A 22608-nucleotide genomic window follows, 5' to 3' on the forward strand; every position below is an offset into this window, starting at 1 on the left:
CCCGGGTTGCCGCTCCGGGCGCCCGGCGGGACGATCACCACGGAGCCCGCCGGGTCGCGGAGGGCACGAGCAGACAGGTGAGCCCGGTGGCGATGCGCGAGGCACGAGCACGGTGGACCGGATCGCTCCCCGACGGCGAGGGCGCCGTCACGCTGGCGACCTCCGGCGCCGCCGAGCTGGGGTTCAGCCTCGACCGGCGGGCCTCGGACACCCCCGACGGCACCGGCCCCGAGGAGCTCCTCGGCGCGGCCCACGCCGCCTGCTACGCCATGCAGCTGTCGGCGATCCTCACCTTCGGCGGCACCCCGCCGGAGTCGATCGACGTCAGCGCCCAGGTCACCCAGGGCGGCCCCGACGTCGACTTCGGCATCACCGGCATCACGCTGACGGTCCGCGCCGTCGTGCCCGGCCTGGAGGCTGCGGGGATCGGCGAGGCGGCCCGCCAGGCCAAGGAGCAGTGCCCCGTCGGCCGCGCGCTCGGCGGCGTCCCGGTGGAGCTCGAGGTCCTCTAGACCGGGGTCGACCGCGGCGTCCACGCCGCGCCGGTGGGCCCGACGCGCGTGGTGGACGAGCCGACCACGAGCAGGCACTTCATGTCGATGGTCGACGGGTCGAGGTCGCCGAGCGTCGTGACGGTGAGCGACTCCTCGGCGCGGCCCACGTCGCGTCCGACGACCACGACCACGGACGGGTCGTGCACCTCGAGCAGCACGCGCTGCATGTCGGCCACCTGCGTGGTGCGCGAGCGCGACGCGGGGTTGTAGACGGCGAGCGCGAGGTCGGCCTCGGCGACGGCGCGCAGGCGGCGCTCGATCAGCGACCAGGGCTTGAGCCGGTCCGACAGGCTCATCACGGCGAAGTCGCCGCCCACCGGGGCACCAGCACGGGCCGCGACGGCCTGCACCGCCGAGACGCCGGGCAGCACGCGCACGGCCACCGAGGCGTAGCCCGCGTCCTCGGCCACCGCGACGTCGAGCGCCTCGTAGACCGCCGACGCCATGCCGAACACCCCCGCGTCGCCACCGGACACGACGGCCACCCGCTCGCCGGAGCGGGCGAGGTCGAGGGCCAGCCGGGCGCGGTCGACCTCGACGGAGTTGCCCGACGAGTGCCGGACGAGACCCTCGCGCTGCGGCACGCGATCGACGTACGGCGCGTACCCGACGACGTGGCCGACGCCCGCGAGCGCCTCGGTCACCTCGGGCGTCACCCAGCGGTCCGGGCCGGGGCCGAGGCCCACCACGAGCACCTCGGCCGGCTCGGCGCCGGTGGCCGTCTCGGCGTCCGAGGCGTCGGTCTCGTAGCGCGTGCGCTGCGGGGCGGTGTCGCCCGGGACCAGCACGATCGAGAAGTACGGGACGGTGTCGGGGTCGACGTCGGCGGCGCGCCGCGTCACCTCGCGGTCGGTCGACGCGCGCTCCACGTACAGCGCCTCGTCGAGCCGCCCGGCCGCCGCCAGGGCGCGGCGGACAGCGGCGAACGTCCGTCCGAGCTTCATGATGACGGCGCCCTCGGTGTCGGCCAGGCGTCGCGCCAGCTCGGGCTCGGGCAGCGTGCCCGGCAGGATCGTCAGCACGTCGGTCTGGCGCACCAGCGGCGACGCGACGGCCGCCGACGCCGCGGACACCGACGTCACGCCCGGGACGACGTGCGTCTCGTAGCGGTCGGACAGCCGGTCGTGCAGGTACATGTAGGAGCCGTAGAACAGCGGGTCGCCCTCGGCGAGGACGACGACGGTCCGCCCCGCGGCGAGGTGCGTGTCGAGCCGGTCGGCGCACTCGGTGTAGAAGTCGGCCATCGCGCCGGCGTACCCGCCGGGGTGGTCGGTGGTGCCGGTGGTGACGGGGTAGACGAGGTTCTCCTCGACCTGCCCGTCGTGCAGCAGCCCGGCCGCGTCGGCGATGCTCCGCGCGATCGACGAGCGGTGCGTGCCGGAGTGGTAGGCGACGACGTCGGCACCGCGCACCAGCTCGGCGGCGCGCAGCGTCACCAGGCCCGGGTCGCCGGGACCCACCCCGACGCCGAACAGCCGGCCGCTCACTCGCGCTCCTGCGCGATCGCGTTGACGGCGCCCGCGGCCATCGCCGAGCCGCCGCGACGCCCGCGCACCGCGAGGTACGGGACGGCCGGCGCGAAGGCGGCGAGCGCCTCCTTGGACTCCGCGGCGCCGATGAACCCGACGGGCACGCCGATGATCGCCGCAGGACGCGGCGCACCGTCGGCGAGCAGCTCGAGCAGGTGGAACAGCGCGGTGGGGGCGTTGCCGATCGCGACGACGGCCCCCTCGAGCCGGTCGGCCCACAGCGACACGGCGGCGGCGGACCGCGTCGTGCCCCAGGCGCGGGCGAGGTCGGGGACGCGCTCGTCGCGCAGCGTGCAGACGACGTCGTTGTCGAGCGGGAGCCGGGCGCGGGTGACGCCCGAGGCGACCATGTTGGCGTCGGTGAGGACGGGCGCGCCGGACTGCAGGGCGTCGCGGGCGGCGGGCACCAGGTCGGGGTGGACCAGCAGGTCGGGCGCGAGGTCCACCTGGCCGCACGCGTGGATCATCCGGACGGCGACCTTCTCGGCCGACGCGGGCACGCCCGACAGGTCGGACTCGGCGCGGATCATCGCGAACGACGCCTCGTAGATGTCGGCGCCGTGCGGCACGTAGTCGTAGCGGCGGGTCGGACGGACCGGCTCGACGCCGGGCGTCGCGCCCGTGGGCACGGCGCCGACGGGCGCCGCCCCGGTCATCGCCGTCTCGGCCGGCGTGGGGTGGTCGGTGGTGGAGCGGGTCACCGCAGGTCCTCCAGCGCGTCGCGCGCGGTCTCGGGCTCGGGCAGGGACGGCAGGACGAGCCCGCGGTCGGGGGTCAGGACGACCTCGACGCCCGCGACGGACGCCACGCGGCGGGCCGCGTCGGACGTCAGCGCGGCGCCGGGGACGCCCAGGCAGAGGTAGTGGCCGCCGTCGTCCTGGGGGTGCAGGCCGGTCTCGACAGGATCGCGGCCGGCCGGGCGGTCCCAGGCGGGACGGTCGCCGACCAGCTCGCGGCCGCGCTCGGGCAGCTCGGCGACGTGCCACGGGGCGTCGTCGCCGTCGCCGCGGGCGGCGAGGAACGCGTGGGCGAGCCCGACGAGCGTCTCGACCACCGCCGTCAGCCGGACGGTGCCCGCGTCGAGGTCGCCGACGACGACGCGGGCGGTGGTCGCGTCGAGCACGACGGCGGTGAGGTCGGCGCCGTCGACGGCGACGTCGAGGCGTCCGTCGTCGAGCGCGAGCAGGAACTTGCCGGGCAGGCCGGCCAGGGCGGGCGTGGCGAGCAGGCGTGCGTCGAGGTCGGCGAGCGTGTGGCGCAGGTCGACCAGCCCGCCGCGGTAGCCCGTCAGCGGGGAGCAGGCGAGGTTGCGGACGAGGTCGTGCGCCGGTGACGGCAGCAGGCCGGCGTCGCGCAGCGCGTCGACGAACGTCGCGACGGGGGCGCCGTCGTCGTCGGTGTGGACGCCGCGCAGCTGGACGTTGGCGCGCGACGTCAGGTGCAGGTACCCGTCGGCGTGCACCTCGGCGAGCTCGGCGAGCGCCTCGAGCTGGGCGACCGAGAGCCGTCCGCCGGGAAGCCGGAGGCGCACGAGGGCGCCGTCGTCGGCGGGCCAGGGTCGGAGCACGCCCGGGCACCGGTCGGTCCTCGTCCGCAGCACGTCGTCATGGTCGCACAGCCGTTCGAGGCCTCCCGGCGTGCTCCTCGGCGGCCCGGGCGGGGTGCGGTCTACCGTGGCGGCATGACCTCCAGCGCCACCACGGCACGACCCCGTCTCACGTGGGGTGGCGCGCCGGTCAACACCGCGGCCAACTACATCACCGGCGTGCGCACCGTCGCCGCGATCACCATCGGCTTCGCCGGGATCATGCAGGAGTCGTGGGTGCTGCTCGCGGTCGCCTACGCGGTGTACTGGGTGGGCGACTCGCTCGACGGCAACGTCGCCCGCTGGTTCGGGCACGAGACGCGCCTCGGCGCCGTCTTCGACATCCTCAGCGACCGCGCGTGCTGCGCCGTGCTGATCTCCGGCCTGCTGATGCTGCGGCCCGAGCTCGCGCCCGCGCTGCTCATCTACTTCCTGCAGTTCATGGTGCTCGACTCGGTGCTGTCGCTGTGCTTCCTGCGCTGGCCGATCGTCAGCCCGAACTACTTCTACGAGGTCGACCGCACCATCTGGCGCTGGAACTGGTCGGTGCCGATCAAGACGATCAACACGATGGCGCTCGTGCTGGCCGTCGCCGCGGGCTCGCTGCCCGTCGCGCTGGCCATCGCGATCGTCCAGCTCGCGATCAAGATCTGGACGGCCCGGGCGGTGCTGCGGCTCGTCACCGCCGAGGACGCCGCGGCCGCGTAGACCGTGCTGGAGTGGCTCGGCGTCGTCGCGGCGTCCGTCGGCACCGGTGTGCTGTCGGCGCTGGTGCCCGTCGTCAACGCCGAGGCCGCGCTGGCCGTGACGGCCGCCGCGTCGCCCGCCGCGCTGGCCTACGTCGCCGCGGTGTTCGTCGGCGTGGGGCAGACCATCGGCAAGATCATCCTGTTCGAGGCCGCGCGCCGGGGCCGGGAGTGGCGCAAGGACAAGCCGAAGAAGCCCCGCGAGGAGCTGCCCCGCTGGCGACGGAGGCTGGCCGAGTGGAGCGACCGCTGCCTGGCCGCCATGCACGGACGCTGGCGCTCCAACGGCGTCGTCCTGCTGTCGGCGTCCGTCGGCATCCCGCCGCTGCTGGCCGTCGCCGTCCTCGCCGGGGCGGCGCGCAACCGTCGCCTCGACTTCGCGATCTGCTGCCTGGTGGGCCGCATCGCCCGCTTCCTGGTGGTCGTCTACCCGTTCGTCCTCGCCCACCGCAGCTGAGTCGTCCCCCTCGTCCCGGGAGTTGTCGGTGCCTCAAGGGGCTGTAGGCCCCTGAGGCACCGACAACTCCTGGGTCGGACGGGGTCAGCCCTGCAGCTCCTGCGGCGACTCGCCCGCGACGGCCTTCTCGAGCAGCGGGGGCAGGCGGTCGGCGACGTACGCAAGGGACAGGGGGGTCATGAAGTAGATGGCGCCGGCGAGGGTCGCGTCGGTGTAGACGGCGCGCTTCTCCGCCACGGCGGGCAGCGACGCGTAGGTCTCCAGCGACCTCAGCGCCGTGAAGTTGTCCTGCTCCTCGGTGGCGAACAGGACGACGTCGGCCTCGATCTCGTCGAGGTTCTCCGCCGAGATCTGCGCCTGCTCACCGGCGGCGGGGGAGTACTCCTCCAGGCCCGCGGTGATGGTGAAGCCCATCATCGTGAGGAAGTCGGTGCTCAGGCCGTTCTGGTAGACGTACAGCACCCCCTCGTACGGCGCGCCCTGGGCGAACGTCGCGGTCTTGCCGTCCCAGTCCGGGTGGGCCTTCGCGATCTCGGCGTACTGCGCCTTCACGTCGGCGACGAGCTTCTCGCCCTCGGCCTTCCTGCCGAGCGCGGTGGCCACCAGGACCGTCTGGTCGTCCCACGGCGAGAAGTACTGCGGGGTGCCCTTGGCGCCGGCGAGGGTCGGCGCGATCGCGGCGAGCTTGTCGTAGTCGGCCTCCTCGAGGCCGCCGTTGACGGCCACGATCAGGTCGGGCTCCAGCGACGCGATCTTCTCGAACTGCAGGCCGTCGGTCTGGCTGAGGACGGTCGGCTTCGCCCCGTCGAGCAGCTCGGTCGCCCAGGGCCAGACCGCATCGGGCTGCTCGCCGTACCACTCGGTCGTGGCGATCGGGACGACGCCGAGCTGCAGCAGGACGTCCTGCTCGGTCAGGCCGGCGACGACGACGCGCCGGGGCTCCGAGGGGATCGTGATGGTGCCGAACTTGTGGGTGATCTCGACGGGGAAGGTGCCGTCGGACGTCGCGGCGGGCGAGGCGTCGTCGGACGAGCCGCTCGCGCCGCACGCGGTGAGCGCGAGGGCGGCGGCACCCGCGAGCAGGGCACGGCGGGACAGGGCGGCGGACGGGGGGACGGGCACGACGGACTCCTGGGCGGTCAGTAAGGGTTGCCTGACCTTACTAGGAGTCGAGGTGTCGCTGTCCAGCCGTCAGCCGAAGACGGTGTCCCGCTGGTCGGGGATGATCCGGCCGTCCAGTCCGCGCACGGGCCCGAGCGAGCCGTCGCGCCTCTCCCGCCCCGTGGTGGAGCAGGGGTAGCGGCCGGGCATCTGCGGCAGCGGCTGGATGAACATCGGCGTGACGAGCCACTTCCCGTCCTGGTTCGCGTACGCCTGGCACATGATCTCGGCGCCGTTGCGGTTGAGGACGACGTGCGCGCGGGTGGCGTCGGCGACCATCGTGACGTCGGTGGACGCGTCGCCCGCCGCGATCACCGGCCGCACCCTCGCCGGGGCCAGACGCAGTGCTGCGCGTCCCTGGATGCCGCGGATCTCCTGGTTGATCCAGCACCGCTTGCCCTCGACGAACGGCATGATCTGGTCGCTGCCGTCGGCGTACCCGCCGCAGCCCAGCAGGTGGCCGACGACCCGGCCGTCCTTCACCTGGGTCCGGATGCCGACGACGTGCTTGCGCGGCACGCCGATGCCAGGTCCCCACACGTCCGCCCAGAGCTCGGGCGACGCCGAGATCACCCACGGCTCGATGCCGGCCCGCTTCAGGGTGCGGACGAGGTCCTTCATCGGCCGGTAGTACCGGGTCCACTTGATCTGGGTGGTGCTGCCGACGCGCCAGGTGTCGCCGACCTTCGCCCGGAGCGCGACGCGTCGCGCGTCCGCGGCGATCTTGCGCACCTGCGCGGGCGTGCGTCCGGCCATCAGCTGAGCCATCCAGGCGTAGCCGGCGTTCATCCGGCGGTGGTCGTAGTCGCCGGCGAACCCGGGCTGACCGCCGGTGGTCTCCTGGTCGAGCCGCATCGAGAGGATCTCGTCGGCGCAGGCCACGGACTGCGCGTCCTTCTTCCCCGTCGACAGCCGCCTGCCCGGCTTCGCGATCGGGCCGCACGCGGTGCGCAGGGCCTTCGCCGCGGCCGGGGTCATCCAGCGGCTGGTGGTGCTCCAGTCCTTGCCGGCGGGCTGGCGCAGCAGCGACCTCCGCAGCAGCCAGAACGTCGTCTGGTCGCTGATGTCGTTCTTCATCATCGTGTTGTCCCAGTCGAAGACCGCGACGGGACGCACCCCGCGTCCCGGCGATCCCTTGCACCTCCCGACGCGGTCGATCACCTTCTGCAGGCGCTTGCCCGTGGTGCCGTACCACTGGTCGGTCAGGCGCAGCTGCGGGCAGCGGGCCGAGGCGCGGGCGGACGACGACGCGCGCGTCGTCGTGCTCGTGGCGCTCGCCGGCAGCGAGGTGGTGGCCACGGCGGTGACGAGCGCCAGGCCGATCGTGGCAGCGGACAGGAGGCGACGGTTCATGGGACCTGGTGACCCTTCGGCAGGCGGGTCGGGCGGGTGCGGCCCGGCCCTGCGACAGTGCCAGGGTGTGACGCAGGTCGCAACTACCCGTTGCCGCCCGACGCGACGAGCCCGTCGCCGAGCGCGGTGCGCCAGTACAGGACCTCGCGGCCCGACCGCCGCCGGACGACGAGCCCGGCGCCGAGGAGGACGCCGAGGTGGCCGCTCGTCGACGCCAGCGACAGGCCGGTGAGGGCGGCGAGCTGGCTCGTGCTGTGCGGCGCGTCGAGGAGCGACAGGACGAGCGCCCGGTTCGCGCCGAGCAACGGCGTGAGGCCGCGGGGGCCGGACGGCGCCACGTCCGCGAGCCGCCCCGCGAGCGGGTAGTAGACGGCATAGGTCGGGGGCTCGCCGTCGTCCCAGCCGACCCACCGGCCGTCGCTGGTCGGCACGAGCAGCAGGCGGGCGCCCTCGGGGAGGGTGCGGGTCGGGCGGTCGTACCGGTTGATCCGGAGCATCCCGCCGCCTTCCCACTCCCGGTCGGGGCCGAGGTCGCGCAGCACCGACGCCCAGCCGTGGCCCGCGAGCTGGGCGGTCCGCGCGACGACGTCGGCGCGCAGCAGCCGTCGCCGTCGCGGCCAGTCGCTCGCGACGGTGTGGTCCCACAGCCACCGGGCGAGCCCGTGCGCCACCCCGCCGAGCCCCGGGCCGTGCAGCGACGCGGGCAGCTCCCGGCGGGTCGTCTCCCGCAGGTCGTCGCGCAGGGCGTCGTCGGAGGTCCCGAGCAGGGGCTCGAGCTCGTCGTCGATCGTCGGGTCGGGGGACGTCGGCGGGCGCGCGAGGTAGTCCGCGATCCATCCCGTGAGCCCCGGCGAGGACGGACGGAAGCTCGACCGGGCGAGGTCGTGCGCCACCGGGTTCTCCTCGAGCCACCCGTCGAAGGCCGCACCGTGCGCCGCGGCGAAGGCGCGCTGCTCGGGACCTCGTGGGTGGGTGAGGGAGGCGAGCGCGCAGACCACCTCGGCGAGCGGGGAGACGGCGAACCGGCTCTGCGCCAGCACGTCGGCCGGCACCTGCCAGTAGCCCATGTTTCGCCTCCACCCGAAACATTAGACGGTGTAAGTCGGCGCGGCCCAGGATCGTCCGGTGAGGACCTACCGCGAGCTGTTCTCGGTGCGTGAGTTCCGCGTGATCTTCGGGTCGACGTCCCTCAACGTGGCCGCGGCGTCGGCGGGCAGCCTGGCCCTGGGCACGCTCGCGTACGCCGAGACCGGGTCGCCGCTGGTCACCGCGTTCGTGATGTTCGGCGGCCCGCTGGTGCGTGTGCTGGCCGCGCCGCTGCTGCTCTCGTTGGCCGACCTGTGGCGTCCGCGCTCGGCGATCACGTTCTCCTCGGCCGTCAACACCGCCGCGTTCGCCGCCCAGGCGATCCCCGGACTCCCGTTCGCCGCGCGGGTCGTGCTGCTGGTGGTGCCGTGGGTGGTCCTGTCGGCGGTCGGCGGCAGCGCCATCGCGCTCGTGGCCGACGTCCTGCCCGACGGGTCGTTCGTGTTCGGCCGGGCGACGCTCAACATCTCGATCGGCGTCATGCAGGTGGTCGGGTTCGCCACGGGCGGGGTCCTGCTGGGCGGGTTGTCGACGAGCGAGCTGTTCCTCGCCGCGGCGGGGTGCGCCGCGCTCGCCGTCGTCCTGGTACGACTCGGTCTGCGCGACCGACCGCCACGCGCCACCGGGCGGGCCGTGCGGCGGAGCCGGGCGGTCAACCGGCTCGTCCTCGGCTCGCCGGTGCTGCGGCCGGTGCTGCTCGCGCTGTGGGTGCCCAACGGCCTCGTCGTCGGCTGCGAGGCACTGATCGTGCCGTACGCCGGCACCGGCGCGGGCTACCTGTTCTCGGCCACCGCGCTCGGCATGCTCACCGGCGACGTCGTGATGGGACGGCTGGTGCCGCCCCACGTCCGTGACCGTCTCGTCGAGCCGGCACGCCTGCTGCTGGCCCTGCCCTGGCTGCTGTTCCTCCTGCAGCCGCCGCTGCCCGTCGCGTGCGGGCTCGCGGCGCTCGCGTCCGTCGGGTACTGCGCCGGCCTGCCGCTGCAGGAGCGGCTGGTGACGCGCACCGCCGCCGACGTCCGCGGTCACGTGCTGGGGCTGAACGGCCTCGGCCTGATGGCGATGCAGGGCGTGGGCGCGCTGCTCGCCGGCGGCGTGGCCACGCTGCTCGGGGCCGACGCGCACGCGGCGGGCCTCGCGATCGGGGTGATGGCCGCGGCGTCCGTCGTCGTCACCGTGTCGCTCGTGCCGGGGCTCCGTCGGAGCCGGCAGGACCAGCCGGTCGTCGTCCACCGCCTGACGACGTAGGCTGCGAGGCACGTCGTGTCCCCAGGAACCCGGTGCGAGTCCGGGGCGGTTCCGCCACTGTGACGCCGTCGCCACCGGCGACGGACCAGCCAGACACTGAACGCGACGTCTCCCACCGTCGACGGGGCGCGAACCCCGGCAAGGAGCACATCGCCCCATGGCACGCATCGCCCTGCTGTCCACGTCCGACACCGACCTGCTGGCCGCCCGCGCCAGCGGCGCCGACTGGCTGCTCGCCAACCCCGGCCGTCCGGGTCACCAGGAGATGGCCGCCGCCATCGAGGCCGCCGACGTCGTCGTCGCCCGCATCCTCGGCACGCCGGACGACCTCTGCTCGGGCTTCGCGCGCATCCGCGCGACCGGCAAGCCGATGGTCGTCGTCGGCGGCGAGCAGCAGCCGTCCGCCGAGCTGATGGAGCAGTCGACGGTGCCGATCGGCGTCGCCGCCGAGGCGCACCGCTACCTGGCCGAGAGCGGCCCGGGCAACCTCGCGCAGCTGCACCGGTTCGTCTCCGACACCGTGCTGCTCACCGGAGAGGGCTTCGACCCGCCGGCCACCATGCCCACCTGGGGCTGGCTCGACCGCCCCGACGTCGACGACGCCGACCGCCGCGCCCGCATCGGCGTGCTGTTCTACCGCGCCCACGCCACCAGCGGCAACGACGCGTTCGCGCACTCCCTGGCCGACGCGATCGACGCGACGGGCGACGCCGTCGGCCTGCCGCTGCACTCGTCCTCGCTGCGCACCGCGAGCCCCGACCTGCTCGAGGCCCTCGGCACGCTCGACGCGCTCGTCGTCACCGTGCTCGCGGCAGGCGGCTCGCGTCCGGCCACCGCCAGCGCCGGCGAGGAGGACGAGGCGTGGGACGTCGGCGCCATGGCCGCGCTCGACATCCCGATCCTGCAGGGCCTGTGCCTGACCTGGTCGCGCGAGGAGTGGGCCGAGTCCGACGACGGCCTCTCGCCGCTCGACTCGGCCAACCAGATCGCCATCCCGGAGTTCGACGGCCGCATCATCACCGTGCCGTTCAGCTTCAAGGAGACCGACGAGGACGGCCTGCCGCACTACGTGGCCGATGCCGAGCGCTGCGAGCGCCTCGCCGGCATCGCCGCCTCGCACGCCCGCCTGCGCAAGGTGCCCGCCTCGGAGCGCAAGGTCGCGCTGATGCTGTCGGCGTACCCCACCAAGCACGCCCGCATCGGCAACGCGGTCGGCCTCGACACCCCCGTCAGCGCCATCCGCCTGATGCGCCGCATGCGCGACGCCGGCTACGACCTCGGCGGCCCCGGCGAGCTGCCCGGCCTCGACCCGCTGCCCGTCGTCGAGGGCGAGGAGCCCGACACGACGTCCGGCAACGCCCTCATCCACGCGCTCATCGCGGCCGGCGGCCAGGACGAGGAGTGGCTGACGCACGCCCAGCTCTCCACGAGCACCGTGCGCATCCCGGCCGCGGACTACCGCCGCTGGATCGCGCACCTGCCCGCCGAGCTGACGGACGCGATGGAGGAGGCCTGGGGCCCCGCCCCCGGCAAGCTCTTCGTCAACGACGACGACGAGATCGTCATCGCGACGCTCCGCGCCGGCAACGTCGTCGTCCTCATCCAGCCGCCCCGCGGCTTCGGCGAGAACCCCGTCGCGATCTACCACGACCCCGACATGGCGCCCTCGCACCACTACCTCGCTGCCTACCGCTGGCTCGAGGAGTCGTTCGGCGCGCACGCCGTCGTGCACCTCGGCAAGCACGGCTCGATGGAGTGGCTGCCGGGCAAGAACGCCGCGCTCTCGGCGTCGTGCGCCACCGACGCCGCCATCGGCGACATGCCGCTGATCTACCCCTTCCTCGTCAACGACCCGGGCGAGGGCGCCCAGGCCAAGCGACGCGCGCACGCCACCGTCGTCGACCACCTGGTGCCGCCCATGGCGCGCGCCGAGACGTACGGCGACATCGCCCGCCTCGAGCAGCTGCTCGACGAGCACGCCAACATCGCCGCGATGGACCCGGCCAAGCTGCCGGCCGTCCGCCAGCAGATCTGGACGCTCATCCAGGCGGCCAAGCTCGACCACGACCTCGGCCTGGACGACCGTCCGCACGACGCCGAGTTCGACGACTTCATCCTGCACATCGACGGCTGGCTCTGCGAGATCAAGGACATGCAGATCCGCGACGGCCTGCACGTGCTCGGCGCCCCGCCCGCGGGCGAGGCGCGCGTCAACCTGGTGCTCGCCATCCTGCGCGCGTCGCAGGTGTGGAGCGGCCAGGCCGGCGCGCTGCCGGGCCTGCGCTCGGCGCTCGGCCTCAAGGAGAACGACACCGGCGAGGGCCTGCACGCCATCGACGCGATCGAGGAGCGGGCCCGCGGCCTCGTCCAGGGCATGGAGGACGCCGGCTGGACGGTGCCCGCCGCGGCCACCGTCGTCGCCGAGCGTCTCGGCCAGGCCGACCCCGTCGTCCAGCAGGTGCTCGAGTTCGCCGCCCGCGAGGTCGTCCCGCGCCTCGAGCGCACCACCGACGAGCTCGACAACGTGCTGCACGCTCTCGACGGCGGCTTCATCCCCGCCGGCCCCTCCGGGTCGCCGCTGCGCGGCCTGGTCAACGTGCTGCCGACGGGTCGCAACTTCTACACCGTCGACCCCAAGGCCGTGCCGTCGCGCCTGGCCTACGACACCGGCGCGGCCATGGCCGCCTCGCTCGTGCAGCGCTTCGTCGAGGAGACCGGCGCCCACCCGCGCTCGGTGGGCCTGTCGGTCTGGGGCACCTCGGCGATGCGCACCAGCGGCGACGACGTCGGCGAGGTGCTGGCGCTGCTCGGCGTCCAGCCGGTCTGGGACGAGGCGTCGCGACGCGTCACCGACCTGCAGGTGGTGCCGCTGGAGGACCTCGGTCGTCCGCGCATCGACGTCACCGTGCGCATCTCGGGCTTCTTCCGCGACGCGTTCCCGCACGTCGTCACGATGCTCGACGACGCGGTGCGGCTCGTCGCGTCGCTCGACGAGCCCGAGGACCAGAACTACGTCCGCGCCCACGCGCAGGCCGACCTCGCCGAGCACGGCGACGAGCGCCGCGCCACCACCCGCGTCTTCGGGTCAAAGCCCGGCGCGTACGGCGCGGGCATCCTGCCGCTGATGGAGTCGGGCAACTGGCGCGACGACGCCGACCTCGCCGAGGTCTACACGGCGTGGGGCGGCTTCGCGTACGGCCGCGACCTCGACGGCGTCGCCGCGTCGGACGACATGCGCTCGAACTACCGGCGGATCGCGGTGGCGGCCAAGAACACCGACACCCGTGAGCACGACATCATCGACTCCGACGACTACTTCCAGTACCACGGCGGCATGGTCGCCACGGTGCGCGCGCTGACGGGCACCGCGCCCAAGGCGTACATCGGCGACTCGACCACCCCGGACGCGGTGCGCACCCGCACGCTGGAGCAGGAGACGTCGCGCATCTTCCGCGCCCGCGTGGTCAACCCGCGCTGGATCGCCGCCATGCGCAAGCACGGCTACAAGGGCGCGTTCGAGCTGGCCGCGACCGTCGACTACATGTTCGGCTACGACGCCACCACCGGCGTCGTCGGCGACCACATGTACGAGCAGCTCGCGCAGACGTACGCGCTGGACGAGACCAACCAGGCGTTCCTGCGGCACGCGAACCCGTGGGCGCTGCGCGGCATGATCGAGCGCCTCACCGAGGCCGCCGACCGCGGCCTGTGGGCCGAGCCGGAGCCCGAGACGATGTCGCAGCTGCAGCAGCTGTACCTCGACGTCGAGGGCGATCTCGAGGACCGCGACGAGCAGTGAGCCCGGTCCGCCGCAGGGTCCGGGTGGTCGGCATCGGTGCCGGCCACCCCGACCAGGTGACCATCGAGGCGGTGAGCGCGCTCGACGAGGTCGACGTGTTCGTGGTCGCCGACAAGCGCCGCGGTGACGGCGGCGCCACCGACGACCTCGTCGCGCTGCGCGAGGAGGTGCTGCGCCGCCACGTCACCCACCCGCACCGGGTGACGTACGTCGAGGACCCGAAGCGCGACCGCTCGACGCGCGTCGACGACGACCCCGCCGCCTACGAGCGCGCCGTCGCCGAGTGGCACGAGGCCCGTGTGGAGGCGTACGAGCGGGTGCTCGCCGACGACGTGGCCGACGGCGAGACCGTCGGCTTCCTGGTGTGGGGCGACCCGGCCTTCTACGACTCGACGATCCGCATCGTCGGCCGGATGGCCGAGCGCGGCCACGTCGTGCCCGACTGGGACGTGGTGCCCGGCATCAGCGCCCTGCAGCTGCTCGCCGCGCGTCACCGGATCGTCCTCAACGACGTGGGCGCGCCGCTGACCGTCACGACGGGCCGTCAGCTGATGGCCGAGGTGGACGCCGGACGCGAGGCCATCCTGGTCGTCCTCAACCGCGACTTCTCCGCCGCCGCGCTGCTCGACGAAGCGCACGGCGAGTGGGACCTGTGGTGGGGCGCCAACCTCGGCACCCCCGGTGAGGCCCTGGTCGCCGGCCCGCTGGCCGAGGTGGCCGACGAGGTGGTCGCCGAGCGCGACCGCGTCAAGGCCCGGCACGGCTGGGTGATGGACACCTACCTCCTGCGCCGCCGCGGCTGAGCCTGCGCGGAGCGCCACAGCGACCACACTCACGTCCGTCTCGGTCGGTACCTCCTGCTGGTCCTCGGTCTCCGGTACGGGTCGAGGCGCGCGGGTGGGACGAACGCCGGCCGTCTGTCGTCGGTGTCGAAGGTGATCGACCACCCGTCGTCGTGCACCGTCCGATGATGGAACGGGCACAGCAGGACCCCGTCGTCCAGGTCCGTGCTGCCGCCGTGTGACCAGGGTTCTCTGGCGTGGTGGGCTTCTGTCCACGAGGGTAGTCGGTCGCATTCGGGGAACGCGCAGCCGCCGTCGCGGTGGGCCAGGGCGATCCGTTGGGCCCGGTTGAACAGTCTCTGGGTGCGGCCCAGGTCGAGCGGGAGGGACGCACCGCCGAGGACCTGGGGAATGATCCCGGCCCGGCAGGCGGCGCGGCGGACCTCGCCGGCTGACATGCGCTGCCCGGTGGACGTCGTCCCGACCCCCACGCCTTCGACGAGGGTGTCGAGGTCGATGTTGACGGTGACGACGAGCCCGGACCCACCGGAGTCGGGGAGGCCGTCGGTGGGCAGGTGCTCGACCAGCGCCACGAACGCCCTGCCCTGGCGCTGGGAGTACGTGAGGTCCTCGGCGGCCTGCCCGTGGTCGAGGTGCCGGCGGCGTGGGGCGGTGAACCGGTCGAGGGCGTGCTTGAGCATCCCGGCCTGGGCCTCGGGGAGGCGGAATCCTCCGGTCCAGGTGCTGTCGGCCTGGTCCTGCATCCAGAGCTCGGTGCGCGCGTACGCGATGCGTTCGCGGTCGCGGACGATCCGGCCCTCGTCGGCGTCGACCTCGGGGGCGGGCTTGAAGACGTCGGTGATCCGGTCGGCGCGGTGTTGCAGGTCCCGCATGGTCAGCGTCCTGGCGTCGTCGATGAGGGCCTGCTCGCACTTCTGGCGGGTGGCCGCGGGCACGTCGTCGGGGAGCCGGGTGACGGTGCGGGCGATGAGCCTGGCCTGCTCCTTGGTCACCTGACCCTTGGCGAGGGCGTTCTCGGTGGTGCTGGCCTTCTCGAGATCCTCGCCCAGGTGGACGTCGCGGGCGGCGGCGCTCCGGTCGCCGCCGAACTGGCTCGCGAGCAGCGATCCGGTGGACGTGGCGCCGGCCTTCTCCGCCGCACCCGAGTGGTGGACGGCCCGGGTGGCCGCGGTGGCGTGTGCCGACACCTGCGCGCCGACCCGGTTCCACCGGGCCGCGAGCTGCGTCGCGTCCTCGACCGACAGCCCGTCGTAGACCGACAGGTCACCGTCGGCGAGGGCGCTCTCGACCGCCGCGAGCACCGCGAACGCGGGGTGCTCGGTGAGCGGGAGAGCGGCGACCGTCATGGACTCATTTTACGGCAGTCGAACACGTGTTCGCAACGGTGTGGACGCGGAGCGGGCTTTGTGGACGTCGAGCGACGTGGTGGCCGGGCTCGTCCACAGAATCGGCAGTGTGACCCGTTCGGATTCACTATCGTTCCGCCATGTCCACCGTGGCCGAGTCGCCGACCGGGCGCGTCGACGAGGTCGCTCGCCTCGTGAGCGTCCGACGGATGCTGCTGCTGAGTCTCGCGTGCAGCGTCGCGGTGTCCGGTGTCGCGATCGTGACGGACGAGGGTGGCGTGGGTGGGGACCTGGCGCTCGCCGCGCTGCTGCTCTGGCTCGTCTATCGCTTCAACAGCCGGGTCGCGCGGGGCTTCGCCTTCATCCCCGCCGCCACCTGGGCCGTCGCGTTCACCATCGGGTCGTGGTTCGAGCCCGACCTGCGGTCCGCCCTGGTGACGGGCCTCCTCGCCGTCCTCTTCGCCGGCCAGGCGATCCCGCTCGTGACGCCGGTCGTCCGCGACCACGTCCAGCTCCACCGCCCGCCCGAACGGCCCCGGCGGCCCGCGCGGCTCGCCTTCGAGCGTGGACGCTTCGACGCCCCGCCGGACGAGCGCGACCACCACCGACGAGTCTGAGCTAGACCCGCTCGGACGCCCGCCGCGTCAGGACGAGCGGGCCGTCGTCGGTGATGGCGACGGTGTGCTCGCTGTGGGAGGCGCGGGACCCGTCGGCCGAGCGGAGCGTCCAGCCGTCGGCGTCGACGTACAGCTCGTCGGTCGTGCGCATGAACCACGGCTCGAGGGCGATGGTGAGCCCCGGCTTGAGGCGCAGCCCCCGTCCGGGGCGGCCGTGGTTGGCGACGTGGGGGTCCTCGTGCATCGTGCGACCGATGCCGTGGCCGCCGAAGTCCCCGTTGGGCCGGTAGCCGTGCTCGGTCGCGACCGCCTCGATGGCCGCCGACACGTCGCCCATCCGGTTGCCGGCCACCGCCGCCCCGATGGCGGCCTCGAGGGCCACCTGGGTCGCGCGCACGAGCCGGGCGTCGGCCTCGTCGGGCGTGCCCACGACGACGGTCAGGGCCGAGTCGGCCGCCCAGCCGTCGATCAGCACGGCGAGGTCGAGGCTCAGCACGTCGCCGTCGCGCAGCACGTAGTCGTGGGGCAGTCCGTGGAGGGCGGCGTCGTTGACCGACGTGCACAGGACGTTGCGGAACGGCCCGCGCCCGAACGAGGGGCTGTAGTCCCAGTAGCAGGACGTCGCGCCGCGGGACGCGATCAGGTCGCGGGCCTCGTGCTCGAGGTCCAGCAGGTTCACCCCGACGCCCGCCGACGACGCCAGCTGCTCCAGCACCTCGCCGACGAAGGTGCCGGTGACGTGCATCTGCTCGATCTGCGCGGGGGTCTTCATGTCGATCACGGTATGAAAATACCAGGGCTCGGCTAGAGTGCGCACATGGTCCGCGTCCCCCTCACCCCCGAGCAGCTCGAGGCCGGCCGCCGCCTGGGCGCAGCCATCCGCGAGGCCCGCGGCCCGCGTCCGCAGGCCGACGTGGCGAGCGGCGCCGGCATCTCGCCGGAGACCCTGCGCAAGATCGAGACCGGTCGGCTGCCGTCCCCCTCGTTCGGGGTGGTGGTGAGGCTCAGCGAGTCGCTGGGCTGCGACCTGCGCGTGCTCGCCGACGCCTGGACCGCCCCGCCGCTCGCGGCCGTCCACCGCCGCGCCGGGTAGGGAGCAGGCGTGCGCGTCGCACTGGTCTCCGACACCCATGCCCCGCGGTTCTGGAAGGGCGTGCCCGACCGGGTGGCCGCGGCGCTCGACGGCGTCGACGTGATCCTGCACGCCGGCGACGTGTGCCGGCCGTCCGTCCTCGACGAGCTGACGGCGTTCGCGCCCGTGCACGTCGTGCTGGGCAACAACGACGGGCCCGACGTGGCCGCGTGGGGCGCGCCGGAGCGGCTCGAGCTGGACGTCGGCGGCGTGGCGTTCGCGATGGTGCACGACAGCGGCCCGAAGCAGGGACGCCTCGCGCGGCTGCGCCGGTGGTTCCCGTCCGCCGACGTGGTGGTGTTCGGCCACTCGCACGTCCCGTGGGACGAGACCGCACCCGACGGCTTCCGCGTGCTGAACCCCGGCTCGCCCACCGACAAGCGTCGCCAGGCGCACGGCACGCTGATGCTGCTGGAGGTCGACGGCGGCGCGCTCACGTCCGTCGAGCTCGTCGAGGTGTCCTAGCCCGCGCGACGTGCGTCACGAGTCGCGCCGGTGTGCCACGACAGGCAACCGGCACGTCATCGGACCGTCCTAGCCTGGTCCGGTGAGCACCCCCACCGCGTCACCGGACGCCGTCACCGTGTCGATCACCCGTCACGTCGACCCCGCGCACGTCGACCAGATGGTGGCGTGGGTGCGGGCCGGCTCGTCCCTGGCCGAGCGGTTCCCCGGGTTCCTCGGCACCGGCTGGGTGCGCCCCGGCGCGGACTCCGACGAGTGGCACATGCTCTACCGCTTCGCCGACGGCGACAGCCTCGCCGCGTGGGAGGCCTCGGACCAGCGCCGGTGGTGGCTCGACTCCGCGCAGGGGCTCGTGGGGGAGTCGCGGCTCGAGCGCCGCACGGGCATCGAGGGCTGGTTCGACCCGCCGCGCGAGCACGACGTCGAGGACCTGCGTCCGGCGCCCGTCCCGCCGCCCCGCTGGAAGCAGGCGGTGGTCATCTGGCTCGCGTTCTTCCCGCTCAGCCTGGCCCTCGGCGAGCTGCTGCTGCTCACCGGGCTGCAGGTGGGCGTGGTCGTCCGGACGTTCGTCACCACCCTGGTCGCGACGCCGATCATGACGTACGTCCTGCTGCCCCGGATGACCAAGGCGTTCGAGTGGTGGCTGCACGGCCGCCCGGCCCCGTGGCGGCGCTGACCGTCCTCTACAGCCGGCTCGCGGTGCCCGTCACCCTCACCCGGGTGGACGCGGGGACGAGGTCGACCAGGAGCCGGCTGGGTCGGCCCATGTCGTGGCCCTGGAGCACGGTGACCTGCCGCTCGGGGGTCGCCAGACCCAGCGCGCGGAGGTAGCCGCCGAACGCCGCGGCCGCGGCACCCGTCGCCGGGTCCTCGACGACGCCGCCGGGCGGGAACGGGTCGCGGGCGTGGAACCTGGTCGCGTCCTCGCGCCACACCAGGTGCACGGTGGTCCACGCGCGTGCGGTCATCAGCGCGTCGAGGCCCTCGTAGTCGTAGTCGAGGGCGCGCAGCGTCGAGCGGTCGCGGACGCCCAGCACGAGGTGGTCGTTGCCGGCGTGCGAGACGTGCGGTGGGAGCGCCGGGTCGAGGTCGTCCTGCGTCCAGCCGAGGGCCGACAGGGCGGGAGCGAGCTCGTCGTCGCGCGCGGGCCGCGTGCGCGTGGGCGCACTGGTGAGCGTCGCGGTGAGGACGCCGTCGACGTCACTGGTGTCGACCGCGATGGGGCCTGCCGCCGTCGCCAGCTCGAAGCGTCCCGCGCCGTGCCGTTGCGCCAGCGCGACGCCCGTCGCGACCGTGGCGTGGCCGCAGAACGCCACCTCGGCGAGCGGGCTGAAGTACCGGACGTCGAGGTCGCGGTCGCCGCGGCGGCCGACGACGAACGCCGTCTCGGAGTGCCCGAGACGGGCGGCGACCGCCAGCATCTCGGCGTCCGTCGCACCCTCGGCGCCGAGCACGACGCCGGCGGGGTTGCCGCCCGTGCCGTCCAGGGTGAAGGCGGCGTACTCGAGCGCCTGGTCCACGTCGTGCTCCTCGCGTCTCACGGGCCTCCCATGATGCCCCCGGCGCACGAGCGGGCCGGTAGCCTCGCGGCCATGAGCACGACCTACTCCTCCGACCCCGTCCAGCTCGCCGGCCAGCTCAAGGGCGACGGCGTCGTCGGCGTGACGATCGGCTGGGTCGACAACAACGGCATCGTCCGCTCGCGCACCGTGCCCGTCGACGAGCTGCCCGCCGCGGCGCGTCGCGGCGTCGGCGTCACCGCCGTGTTCGCGGTCTTCGACTCCCACGACGGCATCACGTTCGCGCACGAGGGCCTGTCGACGCCGTCCGGCGACGCCCGTCTGGTGCCCGTGCTGGACCACCCGGTGGCGCTCGCCGGCCAGCGCGGCTTCGCGTGGGTGCCCGGGCGTCAGCTCGACGCCGACGGCGGCACCTGGCCGTACGACCAGCGCGCGGTGCTCGAGCGCCAGGTGGCCCGCGCCGCCGAGCGTGGGTTCGAGGTGCGCGCCGGGTACGAGGTCGAGTTCGTGCTGAGCCGCGCCGACGCCGGCGACGAGTACGTGCGCGCCCACGGCGGCCCGGCGTACGGGCCCAACGCGCTGCGCGACGTCGACGAGTTCGCACGCCAGCTGCTCGTCGACCTCGCCGCGAACGGCGTCGCGATCGGCCAGCTGCACGCCGAGTACGGGCAGTCGCAGGTGGAGATCGCGCTGTCGCCGCTCGACGCGGTGGGCGCCGCCGACGCGCAGGTGCTCGCGCGCCAGACCATCCACGCCGCCGCCCGGGCGCACGGGCTGCGGGCGAGCTTCGCGCCCGTCGTCACCACCGACAACGCCGGCAACGGCTGGCACCTGCACACGTCGCTGTTCGCGGGCGGGAGGAACGCGCTCACCGGCGACGGCCCGCACGGCCTGTCCGACGTCGGCCGCGGCTACCTCGCCGGTCTGCTGCGCGAGCTGCCCGGCATCGTCGCGATCACCGCACCGAGTACCGGGTCGCTCGTGCGTCGCCGTCCCGGCTTCTGGGCCGGCGCGTTCGGGTGCTGGGGTGTGCAGAACCGCGAGGCGGCGCTGCGGCTCGTCCCCGCCTCTTCGCTGCTCGGCCCCGACGTCACCAACGTCGAGCTCAAGCCGTCCGACGCGTCGGCCAACCCGTACCTCTCACTGGCCGTGGTGATCGCCGCGGGCCTGGCCGGCATCGACGACGACGCGCCGCTGCCCGACCCCGTCCAGGAGGACGTCGGCGGCTGGGACGACGACCGCCGCGACCAGCACGGCGTCGTCCCGCTCGCCACCACGCACGAGGAGCAGCTGGCGCACCTCACGGGCAGCGCGCTCGTCCGCGAGGTGCTCGGCGACGACCTGCTCGGCGCGTTCGTCGCCGTGCGCGAGGCCGACGCCGCGTGGGCGGTCGACCGCACGCACGACGAGGTCGTCGCCTCCACCCGGTGGCTGTACTGAGCGCGTCCGACCCCTTCGCCGGGGTCCAGCACCTCTCGCGCACCACCGCGGTGCTCGCCGCGCAGGGCGCCGACCTGCCGCAGCCCGACCAGCTCTGCGGACCGTTCGCTGCCCACGCGGCGCTCCACGGCGTCGGGCTCGCGTCCGTCCCGAGCCTGCACGACCTCGCGCTCGCCGCCGGCACGCACGTCTGGCCGCACGACGAGCCCGAGGCCCGTCCCCCCGGCGTCGCCGCGCGCACCGACGGCTGGGACGGACTGCCGCGGGCCGCCACGCCGGATGCCGCGGGCACCGACGCGGCGTCGCTGGCCGCCGGCGTCGAGCGCGCGACGTCCGACGCGGTGGCGGCGGTGGGTGCGTCCGGGCCGTGGACGCCCTCGACCGTCGAGGCGCTGCTCACGGCCGTGCGCGACGCGCCGTTCACCGTCGGCGTGGTGGCCAACCTCCGCACCGGCCCGGTCAGCGGCGGGCTGTGGGACGTCGGGCACTTCGTGGTGCTGTGGGGCGTCGACCCCGCGGTGGGCCAGGTGGCCGTCGCGGACTCGTACGCGGGGCTCGGCGAGCAGGGGCGCTACCTGGCGTCCCTCGACGACCTCGCCGCGGCGCTTCCCGGCCGCGGCGTGCTGCTGCTCGTCGCGTCCGAGCGGCGGAGCGAGGCGACGGACCTCGTCGCGTCCGCCGGCCTCGAGCCCGGCCTCTGGGCCACCTGACCGCCCGAGTTGTCGGTGCGTCGTGATCCCGGGGCATCACCAGGCACCGACAGGTCAACGGATCGTCAGGACGACCTTGCCGGTGGCGCGGCGCTCGTCGATCTCGGTGAGCGCGGCGACGGCGTCGTCGAGCCCGAACGTGGCGCCGACCGGCGGGTCGAGCACGCCGGAGGCGACGTGCGGGAGGATCGCGTCCCACTGGCCGCGCACGTAGCCGGGCCGCGCCAGGACGTAGGCGCCCCAGCCGACGCCGACGACGTCGAGGTTGTTGAGCAGCAGCCGGTTGACCTTGACCTCGGGGATCGAGCCCGCGGTGAAGCCGACGACGAGCAGCCGGCCGTCCTCGGCCAGGCTGCGCAGGGAGTCGGTGAAGCGGTCGCCGCCCACGGGGTCGACGACGAGGTCGACGCCGCGTCCGTCCGTGCGCTCCTTGACCGCGTCCTTGAAGCCGTCGGCGAGGACGTACCCGTCGGCTCCGGCCGCCACCGCGTACTCGCCCTTGGCGTCGGTGGACGCGACCGCGACGACGTCGCCGGCCCCGAACGCCTTGGCCACCTGGATGGACGCCGTGCCGACGCCGCCGGCCGCGCCGTGGACCAGGACCGTCTCGCCCTGGGCGATGCGTCCGCGCGCGACGAGCGCGAAGTGCGCCGTCAGGTAGTTGAGCGGCAGGGCGGCCGCCTTCTCGAACGAGAGCCCGTCGGGCAGCGGCAGCACCAGGCCGGGGTCGGCGACGACCTGCTCGCCGAAGCCCCCGAGCATGCTCATCGCGGCGACGCGGTCGCCGGCGGTCAGCCCGGACCCGTCGGGTGCGGACACGACGACGCCCGCCACCTCGCTGCCCGGGACGAACGGGGGGTCGGGCTTGATCTGGTAGCGCCCCCGCGTCTGCAGCACCTCGGGGAACGACACCCCCGCGGCGTGCACATCGATCAGCACCTGCTCGGCGGTGGGCGTCGGGGCGTCGACGTCGGTGACGGTGACGGCCGCGGGGCCGTCGAGGGTCGTGATCTGGGCGGCTCGCATGCGCCTCACCCTAGGTGCCCCGCCGTCTCCC

Annotated in this window: 22 protein-coding genes and 1 riboswitch; of the genes, 12 read left to right on the forward strand and 10 right to left on the reverse strand. The window is 74.3% G+C overall.

What is annotated here, in order from left to right; all coding sequences use genetic code 11:
- Positions 1–77: 77 nt before the first annotated feature.
- Positions 78–512 carry an OsmC family peroxiredoxin gene (locus ACI6PP_RS08715; protein ID WP_421110861.1) on the forward strand — a complete coding sequence of 145 codons (435 nt, stop codon included), beginning with the start codon at positions 78–80 and terminating at the stop codon, positions 510–512.
- On the opposite strand, the gene ACI6PP_RS08720 is transcribed toward ACI6PP_RS08715, so the two are convergent.
- Genes ACI6PP_RS08720 through ACI6PP_RS08730 form a run of 3 tightly spaced genes read right to left on the reverse strand, consistent with a single transcriptional unit; the run spans position 509 to position 3683 of the window.
- The gene (locus tag ACI6PP_RS08720) at positions 509–2041 is read right to left on the reverse strand and encodes a precorrin-2 C(20)-methyltransferase (RefSeq protein WP_421110863.1); all 1533 of its coding nucleotides are present in this window, start codon (positions 2039–2041) and stop codon (positions 509–511) included. The two genes, ACI6PP_RS08715 and ACI6PP_RS08720, sit on opposite strands and share 4 nt — an antisense overlap.
- Positions 2038–2784: a precorrin-8X methylmutase gene (locus tag ACI6PP_RS08725; protein ID WP_476712927.1), complete on the reverse strand. Its 747-nt coding sequence runs from the start codon at positions 2782–2784 to the stop codon at positions 2038–2040. The genes ACI6PP_RS08720 and ACI6PP_RS08725 overlap by 4 nt, the downstream gene beginning before the upstream one ends.
- A complete protein-coding gene (locus ACI6PP_RS08730) occupies positions 2781–3683 on the reverse strand; it encodes a nitrite reductase (RefSeq protein ID WP_421110865.1) in 903 nt (300 codons plus the stop codon). Before ACI6PP_RS08730 ends, ACI6PP_RS08725 begins: the two co-directional genes overlap by 4 nt.
- Before the next feature lie 81 nt (positions 3684–3764).
- On the opposite strand from ACI6PP_RS08730, the gene ACI6PP_RS08735 reads away from it, so the two are divergent.
- Both ACI6PP_RS08735 and ACI6PP_RS08740 read left to right on the forward strand, forming a co-directional pair.
- Positions 3765–4376 (forward strand): CDP-alcohol phosphatidyltransferase family protein, encoded by a 612-nt coding sequence (locus ACI6PP_RS08735; RefSeq protein WP_421110867.1) that lies wholly within the window; start codon positions 3765–3767, stop codon positions 4374–4376.
- A 3-nt stretch (positions 4377–4379) separates the two neighbouring features.
- Positions 4380–4871: a hypothetical protein gene (locus ACI6PP_RS08740; RefSeq protein ID WP_421110869.1), complete on the forward strand. Its 492-nt coding sequence runs from the start codon at positions 4380–4382 to the stop codon at positions 4869–4871.
- 84 nt (positions 4872–4955) lie between these two features.
- On the opposite strand, the gene ACI6PP_RS08745 is transcribed toward ACI6PP_RS08740, so the two are convergent.
- The 3 genes from ACI6PP_RS08745 to ACI6PP_RS08755 form a co-directional block, all read right to left on the reverse strand.
- Positions 4956–5993, reverse strand: coding sequence for an ABC transporter substrate-binding protein (locus ACI6PP_RS08745; protein WP_421110871.1), 1038 nt, complete (start codon positions 5991–5993; stop codon positions 4956–4958).
- 69 nt (positions 5994–6062) lie between these two features.
- Complete coding sequence (locus ACI6PP_RS08750; protein ID WP_421110873.1) at positions 6063–7385, reverse strand: haloacid dehalogenase-like hydrolase; 1323 nt, start codon at positions 7383–7385, stop codon at positions 6063–6065.
- 83 nt (positions 7386–7468) lie between these two features.
- Positions 7469–8452 carry an ArsR/SmtB family transcription factor gene (locus tag ACI6PP_RS08755; protein ID WP_421110874.1) on the reverse strand — a complete coding sequence of 328 codons (984 nt, stop codon included), beginning with the start codon at positions 8450–8452 and terminating at the stop codon, positions 7469–7471.
- 58 nt (positions 8453–8510) lie between these two features.
- Here ACI6PP_RS08755 and ACI6PP_RS08760 point away from each other — a divergent pair, with 58 nt between their 5' ends.
- The 3 genes from ACI6PP_RS08760 (at position 8511) to cobF (ending at position 14321) form a co-directional block, all read left to right on the forward strand.
- Complete coding sequence (locus ACI6PP_RS08760) at positions 8511–9719, forward strand: MFS transporter (RefSeq protein ID WP_421110876.1); 1209 nt, start codon at positions 8511–8513, stop codon at positions 9717–9719.
- Between the two features lie 22 nt (positions 9720–9741).
- Positions 9742–9818: riboswitch (cobalamin riboswitch) on the forward strand.
- A gap of 58 nt (positions 9819–9876) precedes the next feature.
- Positions 9877–13518 carry a cobaltochelatase subunit CobN gene (gene cobN, locus ACI6PP_RS08765; protein WP_421110877.1) on the forward strand — a complete coding sequence of 1214 codons (3642 nt, stop codon included), beginning with the start codon at positions 9877–9879 and terminating at the stop codon, positions 13516–13518.
- A complete protein-coding gene (gene cobF / locus ACI6PP_RS08770; protein ID WP_421110879.1) occupies positions 13515–14321 on the forward strand; it encodes a precorrin-6A synthase (deacetylating) in 807 nt (268 codons plus the stop codon). The genes cobN and cobF overlap by 4 nt, the downstream gene beginning before the upstream one ends.
- A 29-nt stretch (positions 14322–14350) precedes the next feature.
- On the opposite strand, the gene ACI6PP_RS08775 is transcribed toward cobF, so the two are convergent.
- The gene (locus tag ACI6PP_RS08775) at positions 14351–15667 is read right to left on the reverse strand and encodes an HNH endonuclease signature motif containing protein (RefSeq protein WP_421110881.1); all 1317 of its coding nucleotides are present in this window, start codon (positions 15665–15667) and stop codon (positions 14351–14353) included.
- 140 nt (positions 15668–15807) lie between these two features.
- Between ACI6PP_RS08775 and ACI6PP_RS08780 the strand changes: the two genes are divergently transcribed.
- Complete coding sequence (locus ACI6PP_RS08780; protein WP_421110882.1) at positions 15808–16284, forward strand: hypothetical protein; 477 nt, start codon at positions 15808–15810, stop codon at positions 16282–16284.
- A 1-nt stretch (position 16285) separates the two neighbouring features.
- Here the strand turns inward: ACI6PP_RS08780 and map are convergent, their stop codons facing one another.
- Positions 16286–17065, reverse strand: a complete 780-nt coding sequence (map, locus tag ACI6PP_RS08785) for a type I methionyl aminopeptidase (protein WP_421110884.1) — start codon at positions 17063–17065, stop codon at positions 16286–16288.
- A 36-nt stretch (positions 17066–17101) separates the two neighbouring features.
- On the opposite strand from map, the gene ACI6PP_RS08790 reads away from it, so the two are divergent.
- The 3 genes from ACI6PP_RS08790 (at position 17102) to ACI6PP_RS08800 (ending at position 18557) form a co-directional block, all read left to right on the forward strand.
- Entirely contained in the window at positions 17102–17377 is a 276-nt protein-coding gene (locus tag ACI6PP_RS08790; RefSeq protein ID WP_421110885.1) for a helix-turn-helix domain-containing protein, read from the forward strand.
- 9 nt (positions 17378–17386) lie between these two features.
- A complete protein-coding gene (locus ACI6PP_RS08795) occupies positions 17387–17881 on the forward strand; it encodes a metallophosphoesterase family protein (RefSeq protein WP_421110886.1) in 495 nt (164 codons plus the stop codon).
- Between the two features lie 82 nt (positions 17882–17963).
- On the forward strand, positions 17964–18557 hold the full coding sequence (locus ACI6PP_RS08800; protein ID WP_421110888.1) for an antibiotic biosynthesis monooxygenase: 594 nt from the start codon (positions 17964–17966) through the stop codon (positions 18555–18557).
- A 7-nt stretch (positions 18558–18564) separates the two neighbouring features.
- Here the strand turns inward: ACI6PP_RS08800 and ACI6PP_RS08805 are convergent, their stop codons facing one another.
- Positions 18565–19401, reverse strand: a complete 837-nt coding sequence (locus tag ACI6PP_RS08805) for a PhzF family phenazine biosynthesis protein (protein WP_421110890.1) — start codon at positions 19399–19401, stop codon at positions 18565–18567.
- A gap of 72 nt (positions 19402–19473) precedes the next feature.
- On the opposite strand from ACI6PP_RS08805, the gene ACI6PP_RS08810 reads away from it, so the two are divergent.
- Positions 19474–20841 (forward strand): type I glutamate--ammonia ligase, encoded by a 1368-nt coding sequence (locus ACI6PP_RS08810; RefSeq protein WP_421110891.1) that lies wholly within the window; start codon positions 19474–19476, stop codon positions 20839–20841.
- A complete protein-coding gene (locus ACI6PP_RS08815) occupies positions 20829–21551 on the forward strand; it encodes a DUF6885 family protein (protein WP_421110892.1) in 723 nt (240 codons plus the stop codon). The genes ACI6PP_RS08810 and ACI6PP_RS08815 overlap by 13 nt, the downstream gene beginning before the upstream one ends.
- A 54-nt stretch (positions 21552–21605) precedes the next feature.
- Here ACI6PP_RS08815 and ACI6PP_RS08820 read toward each other — a convergent pair whose 3' ends face one another.
- On the reverse strand, positions 21606–22577 hold the full coding sequence (locus ACI6PP_RS08820; protein ID WP_421110894.1) for an NADPH:quinone oxidoreductase family protein: 972 nt from the start codon (positions 22575–22577) through the stop codon (positions 21606–21608).
- Positions 22578–22608 lie beyond the last annotated feature (31 nt).

The organism is Solicola agrisoli (genome assembly GCF_049059935.1).
Classification (GTDB): domain Bacteria; phylum Actinomycetota; class Actinomycetes; order Propionibacteriales; family Nocardioidaceae; genus JAURVT01.

Coding starts and splice junctions, on each gene's coding strand:
- ACI6PP_RS08735 (WP_421110867.1), top strand. CDS start 3,765: ATGACCTCCAGCGCCACCACGGCACGACCCCGTCTCACGTGGGGTGGC.
- ACI6PP_RS08750 (WP_421110873.1), bottom strand. CDS start 7,385: ATGAACCGTCGCCTCCTGTCCGCTGCCACGATCGGCCTGGCGCTCGTC.
- ACI6PP_RS08755 (WP_421110874.1), bottom strand. CDS start 8,452: ATGGGCTACTGGCAGGTGCCGGCCGACGTGCTGGCGCAGAGCCGGTTC.
- cobN (WP_421110877.1), top strand. CDS start 9,877: ATGGCACGCATCGCCCTGCTGTCCACGTCCGACACCGACCTGCTGGCC.
- ACI6PP_RS08775 (WP_421110881.1), bottom strand. CDS start 15,667: ATGACGGTCGCCGCTCTCCCGCTCACCGAGCACCCCGCGTTCGCGGTG.
- ACI6PP_RS08780 (WP_421110882.1), top strand. CDS start 15,808: ATGTCCACCGTGGCCGAGTCGCCGACCGGGCGCGTCGACGAGGTCGCT.
- ACI6PP_RS08790 (WP_421110885.1), top strand. CDS start 17,102: ATGGTCCGCGTCCCCCTCACCCCCGAGCAGCTCGAGGCCGGCCGCCGC.
- ACI6PP_RS08810 (WP_421110891.1), top strand. CDS start 19,474: ATGAGCACGACCTACTCCTCCGACCCCGTCCAGCTCGCCGGCCAGCTC.
- ACI6PP_RS08820 (WP_421110894.1), bottom strand. CDS start 22,577: ATGCGAGCCGCCCAGATCACGACCCTCGACGGCCCCGCGGCCGTCACC.